Origin of the sequence: Paenibacillus sp. V4I3 (assembly GCF_030817215.1) — a bacterium.
GTDB lineage: Bacteria > Bacillota > Bacilli > Paenibacillales > NBRC-103111 > Paenibacillus_E.
In genome coordinates, this window is record NZ_JAUSZA010000001.1 from 1822803 (window position 1) to 1842724 (window position 19922).

16 protein-coding genes are annotated in these 19922 nt (G+C 44.7%); 13 read left to right on the plus strand and 3 right to left on the minus strand.

Annotation, left to right across the window (positions count from 1 at the left end; genetic code table 11):
• Nucleotides 1–115: 115 nt before the first annotated feature.
• A complete protein-coding gene (locus tag QFZ77_RS08540) occupies nt 116–967 on the minus strand; it encodes an AraC family transcriptional regulator (protein ID WP_307438471.1) in 852 nt (283 codons plus the stop codon).
• 204 nt (nt 968–1171) lie between these two features.
• Here QFZ77_RS08540 and QFZ77_RS08545 point away from each other — a divergent pair, with 204 nt between their 5' ends.
• From QFZ77_RS08545 to QFZ77_RS08555, 3 genes are all read left to right on the plus strand, one after another.
• Nucleotides 1172–2023, plus strand: a complete 852-nt coding sequence (locus QFZ77_RS08545; RefSeq protein WP_307438473.1) for a sugar phosphate isomerase/epimerase family protein — start codon at nt 1172–1174, stop codon at nt 2021–2023.
• Between the two features lie 135 nt (nt 2024–2158).
• Nucleotides 2159–2824, plus strand: coding sequence for a TVP38/TMEM64 family protein (locus tag QFZ77_RS08550; protein ID WP_307438475.1), 666 nt, complete (start codon nt 2159–2161; stop codon nt 2822–2824).
• A gap of 45 nt (nt 2825–2869) precedes the next feature.
• A complete protein-coding gene (locus QFZ77_RS08555; protein WP_307438477.1) occupies nt 2870–3553 on the plus strand; it encodes a phosphatase PAP2 family protein in 684 nt (227 codons plus the stop codon).
• A gap of 188 nt (nt 3554–3741) precedes the next feature.
• Here QFZ77_RS08555 and QFZ77_RS08560 read toward each other — a convergent pair whose 3' ends face one another.
• On the minus strand, nt 3742–5742 hold the full coding sequence (locus tag QFZ77_RS08560; protein ID WP_307438479.1) for an alpha-amylase family protein: 2001 nt from the start codon (nt 5740–5742) through the stop codon (nt 3742–3744).
• A gap of 139 nt (nt 5743–5881) precedes the next feature.
• Nucleotides 5882–6766, minus strand: coding sequence for an AraC family transcriptional regulator (locus tag QFZ77_RS08565; RefSeq protein ID WP_307438481.1), 885 nt, complete (start codon nt 6764–6766; stop codon nt 5882–5884).
• A gap of 461 nt (nt 6767–7227) precedes the next feature.
• On the opposite strand from QFZ77_RS08565, the gene QFZ77_RS08570 reads away from it, so the two are divergent.
• The 10 genes from QFZ77_RS08570 to QFZ77_RS08615 all read left to right on the plus strand — a co-directional run bounded on the left by QFZ77_RS08570 (nt 7228) and on the right by QFZ77_RS08615 (nt 19905).
• Nucleotides 7228–8535, plus strand: a complete 1308-nt coding sequence (locus QFZ77_RS08570; RefSeq protein ID WP_307438483.1) for an ABC transporter substrate-binding protein — start codon at nt 7228–7230, stop codon at nt 8533–8535.
• A gap of 87 nt (nt 8536–8622) precedes the next feature.
• Nucleotides 8623–9507, plus strand: a complete 885-nt coding sequence (locus QFZ77_RS08575; protein ID WP_307438484.1) for a carbohydrate ABC transporter permease — start codon at nt 8623–8625, stop codon at nt 9505–9507.
• An 18-nt stretch (nt 9508–9525) separates the two neighbouring features.
• The gene (locus QFZ77_RS08580; RefSeq protein ID WP_307438486.1) at nt 9526–10353 is read left to right on the plus strand and encodes a carbohydrate ABC transporter permease; all 828 of its coding nucleotides are present in this window, start codon (nt 9526–9528) and stop codon (nt 10351–10353) included.
• A gap of 48 nt (nt 10354–10401) precedes the next feature.
• Nucleotides 10402–11421 carry a LacI family DNA-binding transcriptional regulator gene (locus tag QFZ77_RS08585; RefSeq protein ID WP_307438487.1) on the plus strand — a complete coding sequence of 340 codons (1020 nt, stop codon included), beginning with the start codon at nt 10402–10404 and terminating at the stop codon, nt 11419–11421.
• Between the two features lie 72 nt (nt 11422–11493).
• Nucleotides 11494–12447 (plus strand): carbohydrate kinase family protein, encoded by a 954-nt coding sequence (locus QFZ77_RS08590; RefSeq protein ID WP_307438488.1) that lies wholly within the window; start codon nt 11494–11496, stop codon nt 12445–12447.
• A gap of 2 nt (nt 12448–12449) precedes the next feature.
• Nucleotides 12450–13817, plus strand: coding sequence for a family 4 glycosyl hydrolase (locus QFZ77_RS08595; protein WP_307438489.1), 1368 nt, complete (start codon nt 12450–12452; stop codon nt 13815–13817).
• A complete protein-coding gene (locus QFZ77_RS08600; RefSeq protein ID WP_307438491.1) occupies nt 13817–15100 on the plus strand; it encodes a glycoside hydrolase family 125 protein in 1284 nt (427 codons plus the stop codon). Before QFZ77_RS08595 ends, QFZ77_RS08600 begins: the two co-directional genes overlap by 1 nt.
• A gap of 20 nt (nt 15101–15120) precedes the next feature.
• Nucleotides 15121–18159, plus strand: a complete 3039-nt coding sequence (locus QFZ77_RS08605; RefSeq protein ID WP_307438492.1) for a glycoside hydrolase family 2 TIM barrel-domain containing protein — start codon at nt 15121–15123, stop codon at nt 18157–18159.
• Between the two features lie 53 nt (nt 18160–18212).
• Nucleotides 18213–19157, plus strand: coding sequence for an aldo/keto reductase (locus QFZ77_RS08610; RefSeq protein WP_307438494.1), 945 nt, complete (start codon nt 18213–18215; stop codon nt 19155–19157).
• A complete protein-coding gene (locus QFZ77_RS08615; protein ID WP_307438496.1) occupies nt 19150–19905 on the plus strand; it encodes a sugar phosphate isomerase/epimerase family protein in 756 nt (251 codons plus the stop codon). The genes QFZ77_RS08610 and QFZ77_RS08615 overlap by 8 nt, the downstream gene beginning before the upstream one ends.
• Nucleotides 19906–19922: the final 17 nt, after the last annotated feature.

A 19922-nucleotide genomic window follows, 5' to 3' on the forward strand; every position in this document is an offset into this window, starting at 1 on the left:
CGCTCTCCTAATCACCGGATTTCATCCTATTCTGATTACCCCTCCATAGTCCCAATAAAAAAAGGTTGTCCAAAGTCACGAAGACTAGGACGACCTTTTTCTGTTTGGCGACCAATCAAACCCGCCGCTGCTGGGCCTGGTACTGACGAGGAGGAAGGCCGACAGCCTTCTTAAACGTTCGGATAAAGTTGGAGTAGTCGTTGAAGCCTGCTAGCTGGCACGTATCTGTGACTGTAGAGCCCTCGCGCAGCAGCTGTTTCGCTTTGGCGATGCGCTTGAACAAAATATGCTCATGAATGGTGCTGCCTGTGTGTTTTTTGAAGAGTCTGCATAGGTAGGAACGATTCATAAACACGACGTGTTCCAGTACCTCGAGCGACAGATCCTGATCTAAATTTTCGTCAATGTAGGTGAATAGAGAGGAAAGCTTGTCGGGAATCATGATCTGTTCCTCTTGTTTGCCTTGATTTTGAAAAACTCGATTGATAAAAACGAGCAGCTCGATAAAGGCTGAAACAAAGAGGATTTCCGATCCTGGGAGCGCTTGTGGTCGCTTATGCATCTCCATACGCTCATAAAGCTTCATAATGTCATCAATCTGCTGCGGAGTCAGCCGCATCCGGTTTTGTTCACCAAATATCCGGTTATTGAAGCAGTCGAGCAAGTTAAACTGCGGAGAATTAAACGTCTCCACCAGCGTAGGATTAAAATGGATCACGACGTTCTCATATCGCTGTTTTTTGGATTGAAAATTAGGTCTGTGTAGTTCATTACTGTGCATGATCAGCAGATCCCCGTACTGCAAGGGGTAAACCTGTTTTTCGATGAAGTAGTGAACGTCTCCGGTAAGGAAAAAATAAATTTCATATTGGTCCTGGTGCTGGTGAAAATCCAATGGAAGCGGATCATGGGTCACGGCATGTCTAAAATTGATCATGCGATGCAAATTCTGGTAAAGTTCCTGCATGTGAGGCTCTCCTCTATTTAGCTGGAGTCAATATTAGCAAACTTTTGCCCAATTAATGCAATGAATACGTTTTTATTATACTGCAAAATAAAGAATAGTTAAACAATCAACCAACTCTTGTTAAAAAAAGGGGAGACTTTGATCTCTGAAGCATATTCCGAATACTTTGCGGGGGCCCCAAATGAAATTAGGAGGCATATTCAAATGAAATTATCCGTGTTTACTGTAGCGACACCTGACATGACACCAGAAGAACTAGCAAAGGCGGCCCTTGCTGCCGGGATTGATGGCATTGAATGGCGTTTTAAAGATATTCCTGCTGACGCGGTAAATGAGAAGCCATCTTTCTGGAGAAATAATCTTTGCTCCATTGATCCGAATGGTTCGGATGAAGAATTGGAACGTTTTCGACTCGCTGCTGTTAACAATAACTTAGTGAACTTGAGTATCACCCCGTACTTAAATGCTTGTAATATTGCAGAGACCGAGCATGTTTTCAAAACTGCACAGAAAATAGGAGCATCTTTCATTCGTATTGGTGTTCCTGGCTATGACAAGAGCAAAAATTATAATGACTTGTATGCAACGGCTGTGGACTATTTACATCATGTGCAGGAATTTGCTCAGCAGTATGGTGTTAAAGCCTTAGCTGAAATCCACCATAATACCATCACACCAAGTGCTGGATTGGCACATCGACTGGTTTCCAACTTCAATCCGGATTACATTGGGGTTCTGCATGATGCCGGCAACATGGTGCATGAAGGATACGAAAATTTTCGCATGGGTCTTGAGCTGCTCGGACCTTATCTAGCGCATGTTCATGTTAAAAATGCAAGATGGTTGCCAACCGGCGAAGAGCAAGATGGCATTAAGCTCTGGAAAAGTGAGTGGTCACCACTAAGCGAAGGGATCGTCAATTGGAAGCAACTGCTGAATGACTTAAAAGCGGTCGGCTACGATGGATACCTCGGCATTGAAGATTTCAGCGGTCAATATGGCTCGCATGAAATGCTGAATAATTTTGCCTCGAAAGTGAAGCAATGGTTGGCATAAATATATGTATGTCTTAGGAGTCTCACTCGTCTTCAGCGAGTGGGGCTTTTTTTCATTTGCCATGCCAATGGTTGATATGTAGCCTTTGCTTTGTGTAAGATGGTACTCAAGAATACTGGGCAAAGGAGGGGAGCCATGGCGCGCTCGAAGTCGCTCTGGATACTATTGTTATGGTTTATAATCGCTGTCGCTGGTCTGCTCGTTTTGAAATGGACCGGTGTATGGGAGCACTTGGATCTGGATTGGCTGACCGATTGGCTGCGAGATTTAGGTCCACTTGGCGGGCTGATATATATTATCGTTTACACACTTCGTCCATTGGTATTATTTCCGGCGACACCGTTGACTCTGTATGGAGGCTATGTGTTTGGCGCTTTCTGGGGGACTATCTATGATATTATTGGGGCTGGCGCCGGGGCGATGCTATCTTTCTATATTACGCGCAAATGGGGCCGCAACAGCTTTCAGCGGATTTTGCGAAATAAGAAGCTTCAGTCTTTCGATCAGAAGGCCGAAGAAAAAGGTTTTATGGTCGTCCTATATATGCGGCTAATGCCTTTCTTTCCTTTCGATGGCGTAAGTTATGGGGCAGGACTCTCCAAAATTCGCTTTTGGGACTATACGTGGGGAACACTGATTGGTATAATTCCGGGTGCCGTTGTTTATAACGTTTTTGGCGCATCACTGCAAGACATTGGGTCGGGTAAGTTTTATGCCGCAGTGGGATTGTACATCGCTTTTGCGTTAATACCGCTGCTCCTGAAAAAGACACAGGCTCTAAGAACTCGCGACCGGGCATAGCGTACATAGTATAATGAGAAAATCAATATGGGGGAGAATTGATATATGCAGGGGAAAGCGTTGTACAAAGATTTATTTTGGGGGTTTGGGGCAGCGTGCGTATTGTTAATTGGTTTCGTACTATTGTCTCAAAGCTTGTCATCCACCTGGTTAAAGGAATTTGATGAGAGTATTGGTAGTGCTGTACGTTCACTGAGGAGTGACGCTGTAACACCGATTGCTTTATTTTTTACTATAATGGGAAAAGCGATAACAGAATTCATTGTATTCGTTGTTGTAGCCCTGATCCTACTGATCAAATTTAAGCACAAATGGGAGACACTTATACTGCTCATTGGTGTATTGACAGCGTGGGGGTTGAATCAACTACTTAAAAATCTATTTCAGCGTGACCGTCCTACGGGAATGCGATTAATTGAGGAAGACAGCTTCAGCTTTCCTAGTGGTCATGCGATGGTATCCATCCTGTTCTATGGACTGATCGGCTACTTATTGTGGGTCAATATGCGTAAAAAATGGAAAGCGGCCTGGCTAATCCCCGTTGTTACTATCGTTTTGGTTGTATGTATCGGTTTAAGCCGGATTTATCTAGGTGTTCATTATCCAAGCGATGTACTGGCAGGCTTTGCCGCTGGCGGCGCCGGACTCATTGGATGTATCATGGCGATTCATCGTATAGGGACGAGAAAGATACGAAGCATACATAGAACGGAACAGCTGCGAGGCTGAGTTCATGACTTTAGTGTTAAGTTAGGTAAAATAGAAAAGGGCCGTCAGGATTATCCTGACGGCTTTTTTGGATTAGGGGATAGGGCGAAATGGAGAATTAGAAAGGCAAGTTGTTGTACAGCGTACAACAATTTTCTTGATTTCTTCTTTGTACAAAATACAACTTACCACGGACAGCAAGGAAATGTTTAGGTTTCAAAAAGAACCATTTGGTGACCGGTTAGACTGACAGAAACGGAAGTATATCCTTCTTCGTTCGTCATATGAGGTAGCAACGTCATTTCAGGCAGCAGCATGACTTGTTTAACCTTCTCATCCAATTTGATCTGTACGGAGATGTCTCTTAAAGTCAGCACATCCTCGATGACCTGGGTATCTCCCCGCAAGATGGGGACGGCATAGAGTAAATGCAGCACGTAATCAGTCCCGTTGGATTGACGGGTCAAGTTTACTTTCCCAGCAGAAGGCAGATCGGTTATCACCGTTGGAGCCGAGATAAACTGTTTGACACACGCAAGGAATAAATCCCTATACAACTGCACGCCGTGCTTCCGATACAACCTAAATAGGGGTTGAGCGATATAGATGATATTGCCGTGTTTAACAACAGCCGGATAATCCGCTTCTTCTTTGGCCGGAGCATGAAGATGCGAACAGAAATGCCCGTGCCTCCGGTTGAAATAAGGCCTGTAGGTCTGAGCCAAAACTTCAGCACTGTTCACCTGAGCTTGATAACCCGATTCGTAATTGAGAAAAGGTGATCTTACAAGCGATCCGGTTAGCTGATCAGTGACCAGGGTATAATCCACATCCCACTCGGATTTCCCTTTGAACTCCACGCCTAGATCCAAGGAGAATTCGGGGCGATCCGACCGAAGTCCGCTTTCTGCGCTCATAATCAGATTTCCGCCGCCAGTTATATAATCTTCAAGTTTGCGCTGTAAAGCATCAGATACTCGAATACAGTCGGGCAGAACGATAATTCGATAGGCGGAGAAATCCATCGAGTCATCAATGATATCGAACAAATAGTGGCCTTCTTCAAGCATCATATAAGCACCCATATCGCTTGTTCGGCTATCTTCGGCATCTGTAAGTGCATTGGCTGAAAGGATGGCAATTTCGGATATACTGGTCGTATTCTCACACCATGGTTCTTTGGCCGCAATTCCGTCGAAAGCTTCCCCAATAATCCGGTAGGTTTCTTCGTCCATTCGGCCATCGGGGTGAAGCTGATCCCCAATACAAATTCTTGCGCCGAAGGCTAGCATTTGCTGGCATTCATACTTCAATGCGGCCGGATTTTTGAATCCGCCGAATTCTCCCCACGATTTGTGGAATTTCCCTGTCATTCCTAGATACTGAAAGTCTTGTTTGCGAATGTAACGAACCATGCTGGTGAAGTAATCGTAACCCCAACCGCCTGTCGGCAGCGATTCGATGTCGTAATGCGAATAGTAAGGGTAGTATTGCTTTTCACCCATTTTTTCCGTGCAGCAGTTATGATACAGCCTGGTATCCGGGTTAAGGGACCAGATCAATTCGGATGTTTGCTGTAAGTAATTCAAGTACACTTTTTTGGCCAATTGCTTGCGGTGATCCGGGTTGTTTTCGTTAAGACCCATTTCTTTGAGGCTGTCGCGGCAGTAAGAACAAACGCAAGGATATTCTCCGACGATATCGTAAAAGATTCCAACAGGCTGGAATCTCTCCATGACTTCCTTCGTATAGTCCAGAAGATACTGTAAATACGGTGTATTCAGACATAGCATATGCCAACCGTCAAAGCCGGTCGAACGGGGCGCTTCTGGATCTGCTGATTTCGGTGGACCGTAGGGGTCATCACCTTCGGGGGCGATTGCCACCCATTCAGGGTGCTCGCGAGCAGAAAGCTCGTTAAATCCAACTGTCATATAAATCGGAGCTTCGATGTCATTTGCGCTGCAAGCAGCTAACATGCGCGGCAACAAATTCGTTTCCAAATGAGGATGAGGCTTCCCGACTTTCGTGTCAAAATAACTCCAACCATGATGACACATGGCAAAGACGTTAATTGTATCTACTTGAGCACTTTGCAAACAAGAGATGAATTGTTCTTCATCGAAATTTCTACCAACGCCGGTAATGTGCTCGGACGTATGAAAGTCCAAATGGACTTGGCGGTAACGAATAGATTTGAATGATTTCATAGATTCACATTCCTTCTAAGTATATTGTTATTCCGTGTGAACCATCAATCTGGATGGAAACTCACATTTAGAATAACAAAAGCGCTATGAGCTGTCTTTGAAGGAATGTGTTGCATTTGTACAAAACTATCCTAATCTTTTAATACCCCTCCCTTAAACGTTTGCGGTAAACGGAGGGTGACTCGCCGAAATTTTGCGTAAATAATCTCGAGAAGTAGTGGATGGAACCGAAGCCAAGATCTTCGGTGATGTCAGTGATAGATAGATTGGTTTCACGCAAAATCTTTTTGGCTCTCTCCAGCTTGCATTTAATCGCATAAGAATGGGGGCTCATGCCTATTTCCTGGATAAATAACTTATGCAAATAAGAGGTGCTAATCCCTAGCTGCGAAGCCCATTTCTCAATAGAAATGTTATGTTGAGGAAATTCCTTCATTTGCTTCATGATCGCTTGCATTCTTCTGTCACTTTTAAGGGTAGGGTTTCGCCAAAGGTTCGCCAATTCTGAAACAAATTGCTCAAAGGCTGCCCTTCGGAAAAGTTTAGCATCTTCCTGTATCTGCTCGATATTTTCGATGACATGAAGATATAATTCCATCCATCTCATCTGCTTGGGGGCGTGCACTTTGGTAGGAATCGTAGGCAAATCCTGAAATACGACGTTAGGTGAGCACTCGGATGGATCACAGAGCTGGTCTCCGAAATGAAACAAAGACATATCTCCCACTCGAGGTCTGGTGTTAATCCAATCAAAGTAAATCGAAGCATGGACCATCGGATGCTGGTTATCCGCATGAAAAGAGTGAGGCAAGCCTGGCGGGATGTAAATTAGGTCTTCTCTGGTACAGGAATATACAGTTGTTCCAATGGTTATTGAACCTTTGCCTTCATAAATGTATACATACGAATGCACGAACGATTTGCGCGGACCAATTCGCTCATTTGGACGAAACGGAAAATAATCGGCTCGATATATTTGCGGAACAATGTCGGAAAGTTGTATCGTTTTCTCTTCTAGCTTCATATATGTAGTGTCACCTCGATCACCTTAATATTTGTATAATACAATACTTTATGAATGAATGAGATTCGTAGAGTGATAAATTTAACTCTTTGTAAATTTATGCCATTGTCAAAAGAAGATAATCGATTTATACTATGAACCAGAAGCATAGTAAACCTTCTGGTATCGATACCAGAAAACGCATTAATTATTCAGATATAAATTATTTGGATATTTAGCAGTGAATCTGGTATCGATACCAGATTGTTGTAATCTTACACAGGAAGGTGGTTAGCCCCTGCGAACGTTTTGCCTGCCATTCTGGTATCGATACCAGAAATAATTCTTAGACGAAATGTTTATGCTAATCAATAACGTGAAATCAAGAGGGCGTCGTATGTGGTTGGGGAAAGCTGAAATGAGCCTTGGAATTACAAATGTCTTATTATTATCAAATTTCGCTAAATCGGAGGAACAAGACTATGAAATTTAAAGCATTGTACAGTGTGCCACTAGCTCTTAGTTTGATTCTTGTCGTATCTGCCTGTGGTGACCAGAATAATACGAGTACTTCGACGCAAAAACCAACTACGACCAGTTCTAATCAAAATGAAAGCGCTTCTAATCAGAAAGTTTCGTTAACGATGTGGTATTGGAACGGTGCGATATCCGATTCAACGATTGAAGCAGCTAAGAAAAAATTTCCGAATATTGATTTGCAAGCACAGAAACTTCCATCCGGGGGGGATTACGCAACCAAATTAAAAACAACAATCTCAGGCGGAGGAAGCGGGCCGGACATCGTAGCGATGGATAGCTGGGTTACTTCCATGTTGCCTTATAAAGAAAAATTCGTGAATTTATACGATCAAGGCGCTAAGGACATCCAACCCCAGTATTTGGATTGGAAATGGAAAATGGCTGCATCAGCAGACAATAAATATTTAATCGGTTTGCCGATCGATGTTGCTCCGGTTGTTATGTATTACCGCAAAGATTTATTTGAGAAAGCGGGAGTACCGAGCACGCCGGAAGCCATTAAGAGCCAAGTGAAGACGTGGGGTGATTATTTCAATCTTCAGCAGAAAGTGAAAGACGCAACAGGATCGCAATTACTATCCATTGTAGATGTTTTCAGAAACATCATAGGCCAAAATAGCCAAGGCTATTTTACGGAAGATGGAAAATATATTGGTGATCAGGCCCATATCAAAGGTGCTTGGGATATGGCTGTGAAAGCCTACCAAACGGGCTTAACGTATCCAAATGTTAGTGATGCTGAGAAAAATGCCGCAACGAACAACAGCAAAGTTTCTTCTTTCATCGGAGCGTCTTGGGCTGTTGGTGATTTGATTGGCGCAGCTCCTGATACGAAGGGGAAATGGCAGATTGCCTACCCGCCTGGTGGTGTGGGTAATCAAGGAGGATCATTCTTCGGGCTGTTGAAATCGACGAAAAATCCGAAAGAAGCTTATGAAGTTATTAAATTTCTAACTAGCCCCGATAACCTGGTTGCTGGATATAAGGAATTCGGTAACTATCCGTCTACACCGGAAGTTTACACGAAACCCGAAATGGTAAATAAAAATGAGTTCTTCGGAAACCAAGATCTGAGTCCAATATTCGCTGAAGCGGCAAAAGATGTGAAAATCGCACCAGTCGATTCAAGAGACGATATGGTCGGTACTTCTTTGACCGATGAAATTGGTTTAATTGACACGCAGAAGAAAGACCCAGAGAAGGCTTGGAAAGATGCGCAGGATAAAATTAAAAGGCAGCTTTCACGCTAAGCCGTATTTGGTAAGAAAATGAATGAAATAATGGATGCAGGTGAGGAAGTAGGCTTCCTCGCCTCGTCCAATTAGCGGAGGAATAGCATGGGAGGTCTTTTTAAAGAAATTTATAAGAGCAGAACACTGTATCTATTTATTTCTCCATTTTATATTTTGTTCCTGATCTTTTCTGTATTTCCCATTTTGTTCTCGATGTACTTAGCCGTACATAAATGGGATGGAATTGGGGAAATGAAATATGTTGGATTCAAGAATTTTGATTATATGCTCCATGATCCGACTTTTTGGAAAGTGTTAGTCAACAATATCGCACTTTGGATATTGGGGAACGCACCGCAGCTTCTGTGCGCATTGGTTGTCGCATATGTGATCAATTTATCCATTGTAAGATTCAAGGGTTTTTACAGAATTGCTTATTTTCTTCCGAATGTAACGGCCATGGTGGCTGTCGTCATTATCTTTCAGTCCTTGTTCGGCAACGAGTACGGGTTGATTAACTATTTGATGGAAAAAATCGGCCTTCATAAGATAGCGTGGTTAAATTCGGAATTCGGAGCTAGAGTCGTTATTGCAGCCATGATTTCTTGGAGATATATGGGGTATAACGCCGTCATCTATTTATCGGGCTTGCAAAGAATTCCAAAAGATCTATACGAAGCAGCTGAGCTGGACGGCGCTACCTTATTTCAAACTTTCACCAAAATTACGATACCAATGCTCAGACCCATCATCTTGTTCTCAGTGATGATGTCGACAATCGGCGGGTTTCAAATTTTCACGGAACCTCAAGTATTAGCTGGAAATCAACCGCCATACCCGGGTACCGATACGATCGTTCTCTATATGTTCCGGGAAGGTTTTAATTATCAGAATTATGGTTATGCAGCTGCAGTATCATGGGTGTTATTCATCATCATCGGCTTATTATCCGTCCTCAATTGGAAGTTTTTCAACAGATCGGATGATTGATAAAAAGGAGAATACAAGATGACTGTTGAAGTGTTGACCAAAAAAATAATCGTAAATACTTTTTTGATGATCGGTGTCGCGATCTCCATATTTCCGTTTTACTGGCTTATCGTCATGTCCACGAATGAGACAAGTGCGATGTTTGCTTTTCCGCCGAAGTTAACGTTCGGAACTAATTTGATGAATAACTTTCATCATGTTTTGGAGAAAAGCAATTTTATTCGTGCATTCTTCAACACGGTTTTCATTGCATTGATTAGCTGCACGCTTCAGTTGTTTTTCAATTCATTGACTGGATTTGCGTTTGCCAAATTTAAGTTTCCGGGTTCTAAATTGCTGTTTTTTGCCATGATGGCCACGATGATGATTCCAGCGCAAATGCTGCTGGTTCCGCAATTCATCATTATTAAGGAGTTCGGGTGGTTGGGAAGTTATAAGGCCTTGATTATCCCGGGCATGGCAAGTGCATTCGGAATTTTTTGGATCAGGCAATATGCGCTAGCGATTCATGATGATTTACTAGAGGCTGCGAGAATCGATGGCTGTAAAAAATTTGGACTTTATTGGCATGTTGCTTTGCCGATTTTAAGACCTGCGCTTGCCTTTCTCGCTATAACAACGTTTATGGGCGTGTGGGAAGATTATTTGTGGCCTTTGATCGTATTGACGGACACTTCCAAATTCACATTAATGTTAGCCTTACAGCAATTAAAATCGGCTCATACAGCAGACTATTCCATGGTTATGACTGGAGCACTTTTGGCTACCCTTCCATTGATTGTCTTCTTCCTCATTGTGAGCAGACAATTCATCGCCGGGATCACAGAGGGTGCAGTTAAAAGCTAAGATATAAGTTAGAAGAGAACTAGTTTTTTAGAAGGTAGGGTGACAAGGTTGGCTCCGAAGATTAAGGATGTCGCCAAACAAGCGGGCGTTTCCGTGACTACGGTTTCGCGGGTGCTTAATGGAGAGAAGTATGTAAAGGACGATCTAAAAGCTAGGGTGAAGAAAGCTATTGACGAGCTCGGATACGCGCCTAGTCACATTGCTAGGAGTCTGGTACGGAAAAAGACGAACCTTATCGGTGTCATTGTCCCAGACCTTACGTCAAGCTTTTACTCCACCATTCTAAGCAGTATTGAAGAAACAGCCAGTCTGAATGAGTACAATCTTCTGGTGTGCAACATTATTGAGGATACCGATAAAGAGTTCAAATATTTAAATGTATTTAAAGAAATGCGTGTAGACGGCATTATCATTATGCATGAAAAATTGAATGATGAAATCAGGGCATTTTTGAATAAGCTGGATATTCCAATTATTTTCTCAAGTGTAAGACCATCTGATCAAACGTTTCTTTCTGTGATCATTGATGATTACGCGGCAGCCTTCGATGCAACCAATTATTTGATAGAGCTTGGACATCAACGAATTGGCTTTATTGGCGGCGATATGAGAGACGTGACCTCCGGCCAAAATCGCTACATTGGCTACCGCGGTGCTCTATCCGAGCGCAGCATCCCCATCGTAGATGAGTACATTCGGTTCGGCGATTATAAAATACAAAGCGGGTACAATCTCATGAAAGAGATTCTGGCTTGCGGTACCCATCCAACCGCTATATTTGCGGTGAGTGACGATATGGCTGTAGGGGCTATGAATTGTATTCATGACCATCAGTTGAAAGTTCCGGAAGACATTTCGGTCATTGGATTCGATGGAAGCCAGTTGACGGAGTTGGTTCGTCCACAGTTATCCTCGATGGAGCAGCCTATTCAGGATATGGGGAAAGTTACGGTGGAAACGCTGCTTGATTTAATTACAGGGGATGCGGAATCGCCAAAAGAAGATATTATTTTGAAACATAAGCTTGTTGTCCGTAATAGCTGTGGGCCTTATCGTGAGGACAAATAAGTATAGAAAAACATAGATATATAGAAGCGTAAAAGCATAGATATTTATTTGGATTGAGAGAGGGAGAGTATATTGAAAAAATTTGATGCGGTGGTCATCGGTGACGCCAATATAGATCTCGTTGTGGCAGGACTTAATCAAATTCCTCAGCCAGGTCAGGAGATTTTCGTTGATAATATGACGATGCATGTTGGCGGGGGGGCTGCTTTGTTCGCGATTTCACTCGCTAAGCTCGGGCTTCATGTAGCTTTTAACGGTGTTCTGGGAGATGATAGCTACGGCCATTATGTTCGAGAGCAGTTCGGCCAATATGGTATCGATACCAGCTTGATTAAAACAAGTAAAACGAGTAACACCGGTATCACGATCGCGATTAATCCCGAGACGGATCGGTCTTTTATCACTTATGGGGGATCCAATATGGAGCTTCAAATAAGGGATTTGGACTTGTCACAAATCGCTCAAGGAAAACATGTTCACGTGACCGGATATAGAGGAAGACGCAACCATGAAGAATTCATAGCGATGGCCAAAACACTGAGTGAGATGGGTGTGTCCCTTTCCTGCGATGTAGGCTGGGATGATTCAGGCGAGTGGTTTAAGGGTGTTTTCGATTTAATGGCTTACTTTGATGTATTTCTAATGAACGAAACGGAAGCTTTTCATTACACAGGCTTCGATCATATAGAAGAAAGCTTACGCTTTATGGGGGGCTATTCCAATCACATTGTAGTTAAACTCGGTCCAAAAGGGGCTGTAGCCATGAAGGAAGGCCAAATAACGTACCATTCGGCATTTCCGGCCGAGACTGTAGATACAACTGGCGCAGGGGATTCCTTTAACGCTGGTTATATCTTTGGACATTTGACGGGTCAAAATGTGGAAACATGCTTGCAGTACGGAAATGTTTGCGGAGCACTATCTGTCGGCGCTCACGGCGGCAGCACGGGTACACCGGACAAGGATGGGCTTGAGGCCTTTATCCTTCAATTCGGAGATCACATCAAAGAACGTATGGAGGCGTAATTATGAAATTGACCTTAATCGGAGGCGGCGGGGTTCGCGCCGTTTTATTTACAAAAAGCTTAACGTTAAAAGCAGAAGATGCCGGGATTACTAAGTTTGTTCTTCATGATACGGATGAGGAGCAGCTAGCCGTTATTTCAAAATTATGCCAGATCGTAATCGATCGCAGCGGAATCAACCTTCAGCTGGAGACTACAACAGATAGCCGCGAAGCGATTAAGGGTGCGGACTACATTGTAACTACGGTACGTGTAGGTAAGGAATGGTCACGGTATGTAGATGAGCAGATCGCTCTAAAACATGGCGTGATCGGTCAAGAAACGACGGGACCAGCAGGTTTCTCGATGGCGATTCGTACGATTCCAGTTCTGATGGAATATTGCGAGATTGCTAAAGAGCTTGCACCTCAGGCCTGGATCTTTAACTTTTCGAACCCATCTGGACTTGTTACGCAAGCATTGCGAAATGCGGGCTACGATCGGGTGATCGGGATCTGTGATTCGCCAAGCCATACGAAGCTGCGAATGGCCGAAGCGCTAGAGATCGATCCGAAGGAGCTAGAGGTTGAATTTTTCGGACTTAATCATTTGTCATGGATGACCAAAGTAATTTATCAAGGCAAAGACATTATGTCGGAGCTTAAGAATGATCCCGATTTTACAAGTCGGGTGGATGAATTCAAAATGTTCGATACTGATTTGCTGAAATCACTTCCTTTTTTACCAAATGAATATTTGTACTATTATTACCACCGCGAAAAGGCCTTCGCTAATATCGTTAAATCAGGAATGACGCGCGGCCAGATGATCGCAGAGAATAATAAGGAAATGCTCAATATCTTACGTAAGATGGATATTGAAAGCAACCCGGATGAAGCCATTCAAACCTATTTGTACTATACGCAAAAAAGGGAAGCTTCTTATATGGCGATTGAAACCAATTCGGAGTCGAAGCCTGTTCTACCGACAGATAAGCTAGAGCTGCCTAACTCACTTGGCTATGCAGGTGTCATGCTGGATTTTGTGGAGTCGCTGCAAACGGGTGAGACCAACAACATCGTTCTATCTGTACCGAATGAAGGCAGTATCGAAGGTTTCGCCGATGATGACGTCGTTGAAATTTCTTGCGTTATCACGAAAGACGGGGCGAAGCCGGTTCAGATCGGTTCTGTGCCGGAGGAAATGAGCCTGCTGATGAAAAATGTGAAGCTGTTTGAGCGTCTGACCGTTGAGGCTGTCAAACATAAATCGCGTGATCTAGCCATTCAAGCCCTCACCGTTCATCCGCTTGTTAATTCCTATTCCATTGCTAAGCTGCTTGTCGATGATTATTTGGAAGCCTATAAGGATATTCTGGGGGATTGGAAATAATGACCTTGCCTAATTCTGTCACTTCCTTGCTTGAAGAAGCGGAGATTAAGCTTGCTGGGCACCCGAAACTGCTCGCCATGTTCAAGAACTGCTATCCGAATACGCTGGAAACCACAACCAAAATAATGAACGACAATACCGCGTTTGTATTCACCGGGGATATCCCGGCAATGTGGTTAAGGGATTCCAGTGCGCAGGTGAGGCATTATATACCGCTCACGGCCGGAGACAAAGAACTGCAGGAAATAGTGGCTGGCTTGATTCGCAGGCAAATCGCTTATATTCATATCGATCCTTATGCGAATGCGTTCAATGAGGAAGCGAACGATAACCGGTACGACCAGGATCTGACCGAGCTGAATCCGTGGATTTGGGAACGCAAATACGAAATCGATTCGCTCTGTTACCCGATCCAACTGTCTTACTTGTTTTGGAAGGCGACCGGACGGACGGATATGTTTGATGATTCCTTCCGGTCAGCGGTTCACACGATTATCTCGCTATGGAAAACCGAACAAAGACATGCCGAACAATCTCCTTACCGGTTCGCCCGTATAGATTGTCCGCCAAGTGATACACTGCGTAATAATCGGATGGGAATGCCCGTAAATTATACAGGGATGACTTGGTCCGGATTTCGGCCAAGCGACGATGCTTGCACGTTCGGCTATTTGATTCCAGCCAATATGTTTGCAGTTGTGGTGCTCCGTTATATGGAGGAAATTGCCCAGCTTGTATGGGACGATCAGGAGTGCGTACAGCTTGCGGCGGAGCTTCGAGAAGAAATAGACTTTGGCATTCAAAACTACGGCACTTATCTTCATCCTAAGTACGGAAAGATTTATGCATATGAAACAGACGGATTCGGCAATTACAACCTGATGGATGACGCCAATGTTCCCAGCTTGCTGTCGATTCCTTATTTGGGTTACACGACCTCAGACGATCCAGTCTATCAAAATACGCGTAGATTTGTGCTAAGCAGTGACAATCCAACCTACTTTGATGGGAAATATGCGAAGGGGATCGGAAGTCCGCATACGCCAGCGGGCTACATTTGGCCGATTAGTCTGGCTATGCAGGCCCTTACCTCGCAGGATGAAACCGAAGTAAGAGAGCTTCTGGAGATGCTGCTGCGGACGGATGCGGATACGGGGTACATGCATGAAGGGTTCGATCCGAATTCCCCGACCGATTATACGCGCCCATGGTTTGCTTGGGCCAACAGTTTATTCGGCGAGTTGATCCACGGTCTGCTGGTTAAGGGTTACTTTAATTCATAGATGTCTTTACGAAGGAGAGAGTGGTCACATTGATTCACATCAATCGATATTGGGAAGACTTAAGCGTTTTGCAGGTGAACAGGGAGACTCCTCGAGCCCATTACATCCCTTATGCGGATGCGGGGTCGGCGAAATCCGGAAAACGCGCGCGTTCCCCTTTTTATCAGACATTGAACGGAAGTTGGAAGTTCCAATATCATCGCAGTGTTAGGGATGTAGAAGAAGCTTTCTACGAGGAATCGGCGAATGTCAGCGCTTGGGACGAATTAATCGTTCCGTCATGCTGGCAGGTGAATGGCTATGATCAGCTTCAATACACCAATATCAATTATCCCTTTCCTTGCGATCCTCCTTATGTACCGGATAACAACCCAGCTGGACTGTATGTGAGAGAATTCAACGTTTCGGGTCACTGGGACAAGAAGGATAAATATATCGTCTTTGAAGGGGTTAATTCGTGCTTTTATCTCTGGGTAAACGGCAAGTTCGCCGGTTACAGCCAAGGCAGCCGGGTACCTGCGGAATTCAACGTATCTTCCTTGCTCCGCGAAGGGAAAAACCGTATTGCCGTCATGGTATTGAAATGGTGCGACGGTTCTTATCTGGAAGACCAAGATGCGTGGCGGTATTCCGGAATCTTCCGGGATGTGTATTTGCTTGCGCGCGATTCCGTCCATGTCCGAGATGTGTTCAATAAACAAACGTTCGAAGACGGTTTTCGGAAGGTTACTCTGTTGATAGAACTGGAGACGACGGGTTCTCAAACAGTCAGAGCCGAATTGAAAGACGCACAAGGTAACGTCAAGGGTACAGACGAGGCCACTGTCGACGGAAAAGGCACGCTCCACTTCGAGGTGACGGATCCGGTCTTGTGGAATGCCGAGAAACCGAATCTGTACCAACTCTATGTTCATTGTGGTAATGAGGTGCTTCAATTTCCAGTCGGGTTCCGGCAAATTACAATTACGGACGGCGTTTTCCAGATCAATGGACAGGCGGTCAAGCTAAAAGGTGTCAATCGCCATGATTCCCACCCTGAGCTCGGACAGACGATTCCGCTTAATCATATGATCAAAGATCTCGTTCTGATGAAGAAGCATAATATCAACACGATCCGGACCTCGCATTATCCGAACGATTCCCGATTTATGGATTTGTGCGACGAGTATGGTTTTTATGTCATTGATGAAGCTGACTTGGAATGCCATGGTATGGGGACGGCGAGCGAGGAGTGGGATGATGCGAATATTCATCTGCTTTCTCAGAAACCCGAATGGGAAGCTTCGTTTCTAGATCGGGTTATTCGTATGGTAGAACGAGATAAGAATCATCCATCGATCGTTATGTGGTCCATGGGCAACGAGTCTGGTTACGATGTTAACCATATCGCGATGGCTGAATGGACAAAATCGCGTGATGCTTCCATACCGGTGCATTATGAAGGTGCTGCTTCGAGTCAAGCTAATCCCGACGTAGAGAGTCTCGATATGCTAAGCCGGATGTATGCTTCCGTGCAAGAAATTGAAGCGTATGCCAAGGACGATAAACAGAAGAAACCGCTGTTCCTATGCGAATACAGCCATGCAATGGGAAATGGTCCAGGTGATTTGAAGGATTACTGGGATGCCATTTACAAATATCCGAAGCTCATGGGCGGCTGCGTGTGGGAGTGGTGCGATCACGGCATCAAGACGGAGAAGAAAGACGGTACGCCTTTCTTCGCTTATGGGGGCGATTTTGGAGATAAGCCTAACGACGGGAATTTCTGTATCGATGGTCTGATTACGCCGGATAGGAAACCGCATACGGGGCTGCTGGAGCTCAAGAAGGTGATCGCGCCTATTCGCATTGAAGCTCAAGATTTGCGAAAAGGTACGATCAAGGTGACGAACCTTTACGACTTCATTGATTTATCTCATTTGGGGCTTCATTGGAAGGTGGAAATGGACGGACAGATCGTCCAGCAGGGACAACTGGGGTCTATTGAAGCCGCACCGCATAGTCATAAAATTGTGACAATACCTTATGAATTGCCAGAAACATCAACGGGAACCTATACGTTTACCTTATCCTGTTGGTTGAAGGAACAGACGATTTGGGCGGAAGCCGGTTACGAAATCACATTTGAACAGTTTGAATTGCCTGTGCAGCTGGTGAAAGAATCAGGTGATAGCTTACGGCAGATGTCACCTCTTCAAGTTTATCAGGAGGGAGACATTCTGAAGATCGAAGGCTTTGATTTCTGTCATACGTTTGACTTGTACAGTGGAACGATACAGAAGATTTCCAAGCAGGGAGTGAATATGCTCCAAGCTCCGGCCCAATTCACTATCTGGCGAGCTCCAACGGATAATGACATGCACGTGAAGGAAAGATGGATGAATGCAGGTTATGACCGGACAGCAATGAAAACATACCGCTGTGAATGGACGGAAATTGACGGAACATCTGTTGAAATCAAGAGCGAATTCTCCCTCGGCGGAGATAGCCGGTTTACAGTCCTTCAAGGAGAAGCGATATGGAGAGTAAATGGCACTGGCGAGATTTCAGTCAAGCTGCAAGTAAAAGTGGGAGAAAAACAAGTCTATCTTCCGCGTTTTGGCCTTCAGCTTACGATGCCTCAAGGTATGGAGGAAGTCGAATACTTAGGCTTCGGACCGCATGAGAGCTATATCGACAAGCGTCAAAGCGTGAAAAAAGGCAGATACCTGATGACGGTCGATGAGATGTTTGAAGATTACATCATGCCTCAGGAAAATGGGTCCAGGTATGGAACAGAGTGGGCTATTGTTTCCAATGAGCAAGGGATGGGGATCAAGTTTTCTTCTCCAGAAGATTTCTCCTTGAATGCGGGCCATTTTACGCCAGAGGATTTGACAAGAGCGACTCATAACTACGAGCTTGCGAAGAGGAAGGAAACGATCGTCCATCTGGATTACAAGATGAGCGGGGTAGGATCCAATTCTTGTGGACCGGAGCTTCTTGATTCATACCGTCTTAACGAAAAAGAATTCTCGTTTGAGCTCCGTTTGATGCCGGTGTTTAAAGAGGATGAATAGAACGGCAGCTGTACTTTTGATGGGGCGGTCAAATGTTTGAAGGAGGATTCAAGATGAGATATATGAATATCAAGGGCGTAGACAAACCCATTTCCCGATTGTTCATGGGAACGGGAGATTTGAGAAAATTGGAAGAGCCAGAACGGATGATGCTGGATGCTTACATTCGCGCTGGCGGTAATGCCTTCGATACAGCTCATCAATATCGGGGCAAAGAACTGGTTCTCGGTCAATGGCTTACGGAGCAGAAGAACCGTGAAAAGGTGGTCATTCTAACGAAGGGTGCTCATCACGATGACGGCAGTCCGGGTCCACGGGTAAATCCGGAAGCCATCCGCAAGGATTTAACGGAGAGTCTGGAACGGCTAGGAACGGAGTATGTCGATCTATATGCGCTGCACCGAGATGATCCGGACGTAGCGGTCGGACCGATCATCGAAGAGCTGAATGTACACCTTGAGGCCAAACGAATCCGGACAATTGGAGCATCTAATTGGTCACATAAGCGAATCCAGGAAGCGAATGAATACGCGGCTGCTCATAAACTCACAGGTTTTTCATTCAGCAGTCCGAATCTTAGTCTTGCTAAGCCTAACGTACCCCGCTGGGAGGGCTGCGTTTCGGCAGATGAGGAAACCTGCGGTTGGCATTCGGTCAATCAGCTGCCATTGTTAGCATGGTCCGCTCAAGCTGGTGGATTTTTCTCAGGAAATTTCACGCCAGACAATCGTACGGATGAGGAAATGGTACGCGTTTACTACAGTGAAAACAACTGGGAACGTTATCGTCGTGCCGCAAAGCTGGCAGAAGAAAAGCAAGTTTCACCGATTCAAATTGCCTTATCATACGTTCTTAATCAGTCGTTCCCGACATGTGCAATCATTGGGCCTCGAAACCCCGAGGAGCTGGATTCCTCTATACAAGCTATGAATTTGCCCTTAACTGAGCAAGAGGTCGAATGGTTGGATTTGAAAGGGAGGAGATTGCGGAATGATTAAACATAAATTGGCTGCGCAATTATATACCTTGAGAAACGAATTGAAAAAAGATTTCCCTAGCGTGCTGAGAGAGCTCAAAAAGATGGGATGGGCAGCCGTCCAAATCGATGGGCTGCATGGAAACCCCGCGAAAGATATTGCTGCGGTAATGAAGGAAATCGGCTTGCAAACGGCTGGCATGCATGTCGGTTTGGAGCGATTGAAGAACGATATGGACGCCGTATTGGAGGAGGCCCGCCTTTTCGATACGAAGGATCTGATCTGCCACTCCCTACCGGATGGGCTGCAGAATCCAGAAGGATATGCTAGTGTGCGTCGCGATTTGTTGCAAGCCGCTTCCAAAGTCAGTGGCATGGGATACCGCGTAGGGTATCATAATCACGATTTTGAATTTCATACGACAATCGACGGAAAATTTGCGCTGGAATATTTGCTTGAAGATCCGGCTATTTATGCAGAGATTGACACCTACTGGGTAAAAAAAGCGGATCAAGATCCGCTGTCCTTCATCCAAAATTATGCTTTTCGTATGCCGATCCTCCATTTGAAGGATATTACTGCAGACGAAAGAAAATATTTCGCTGAAATCGGAACGGGATTGATTGATTTCGCACCTATCCTGAAGTGGGGATTGCAAAATGGGGTAGAATGGTTCGCTGTTGAGCAGGATTATTGCCCGGGAAACCCAATGGATAGTTTGGAGTTAAGTTATACCAATTTGCTCAAGCTAGAGAAATTGATTCATTGAAATCGATAGGAGGAGAG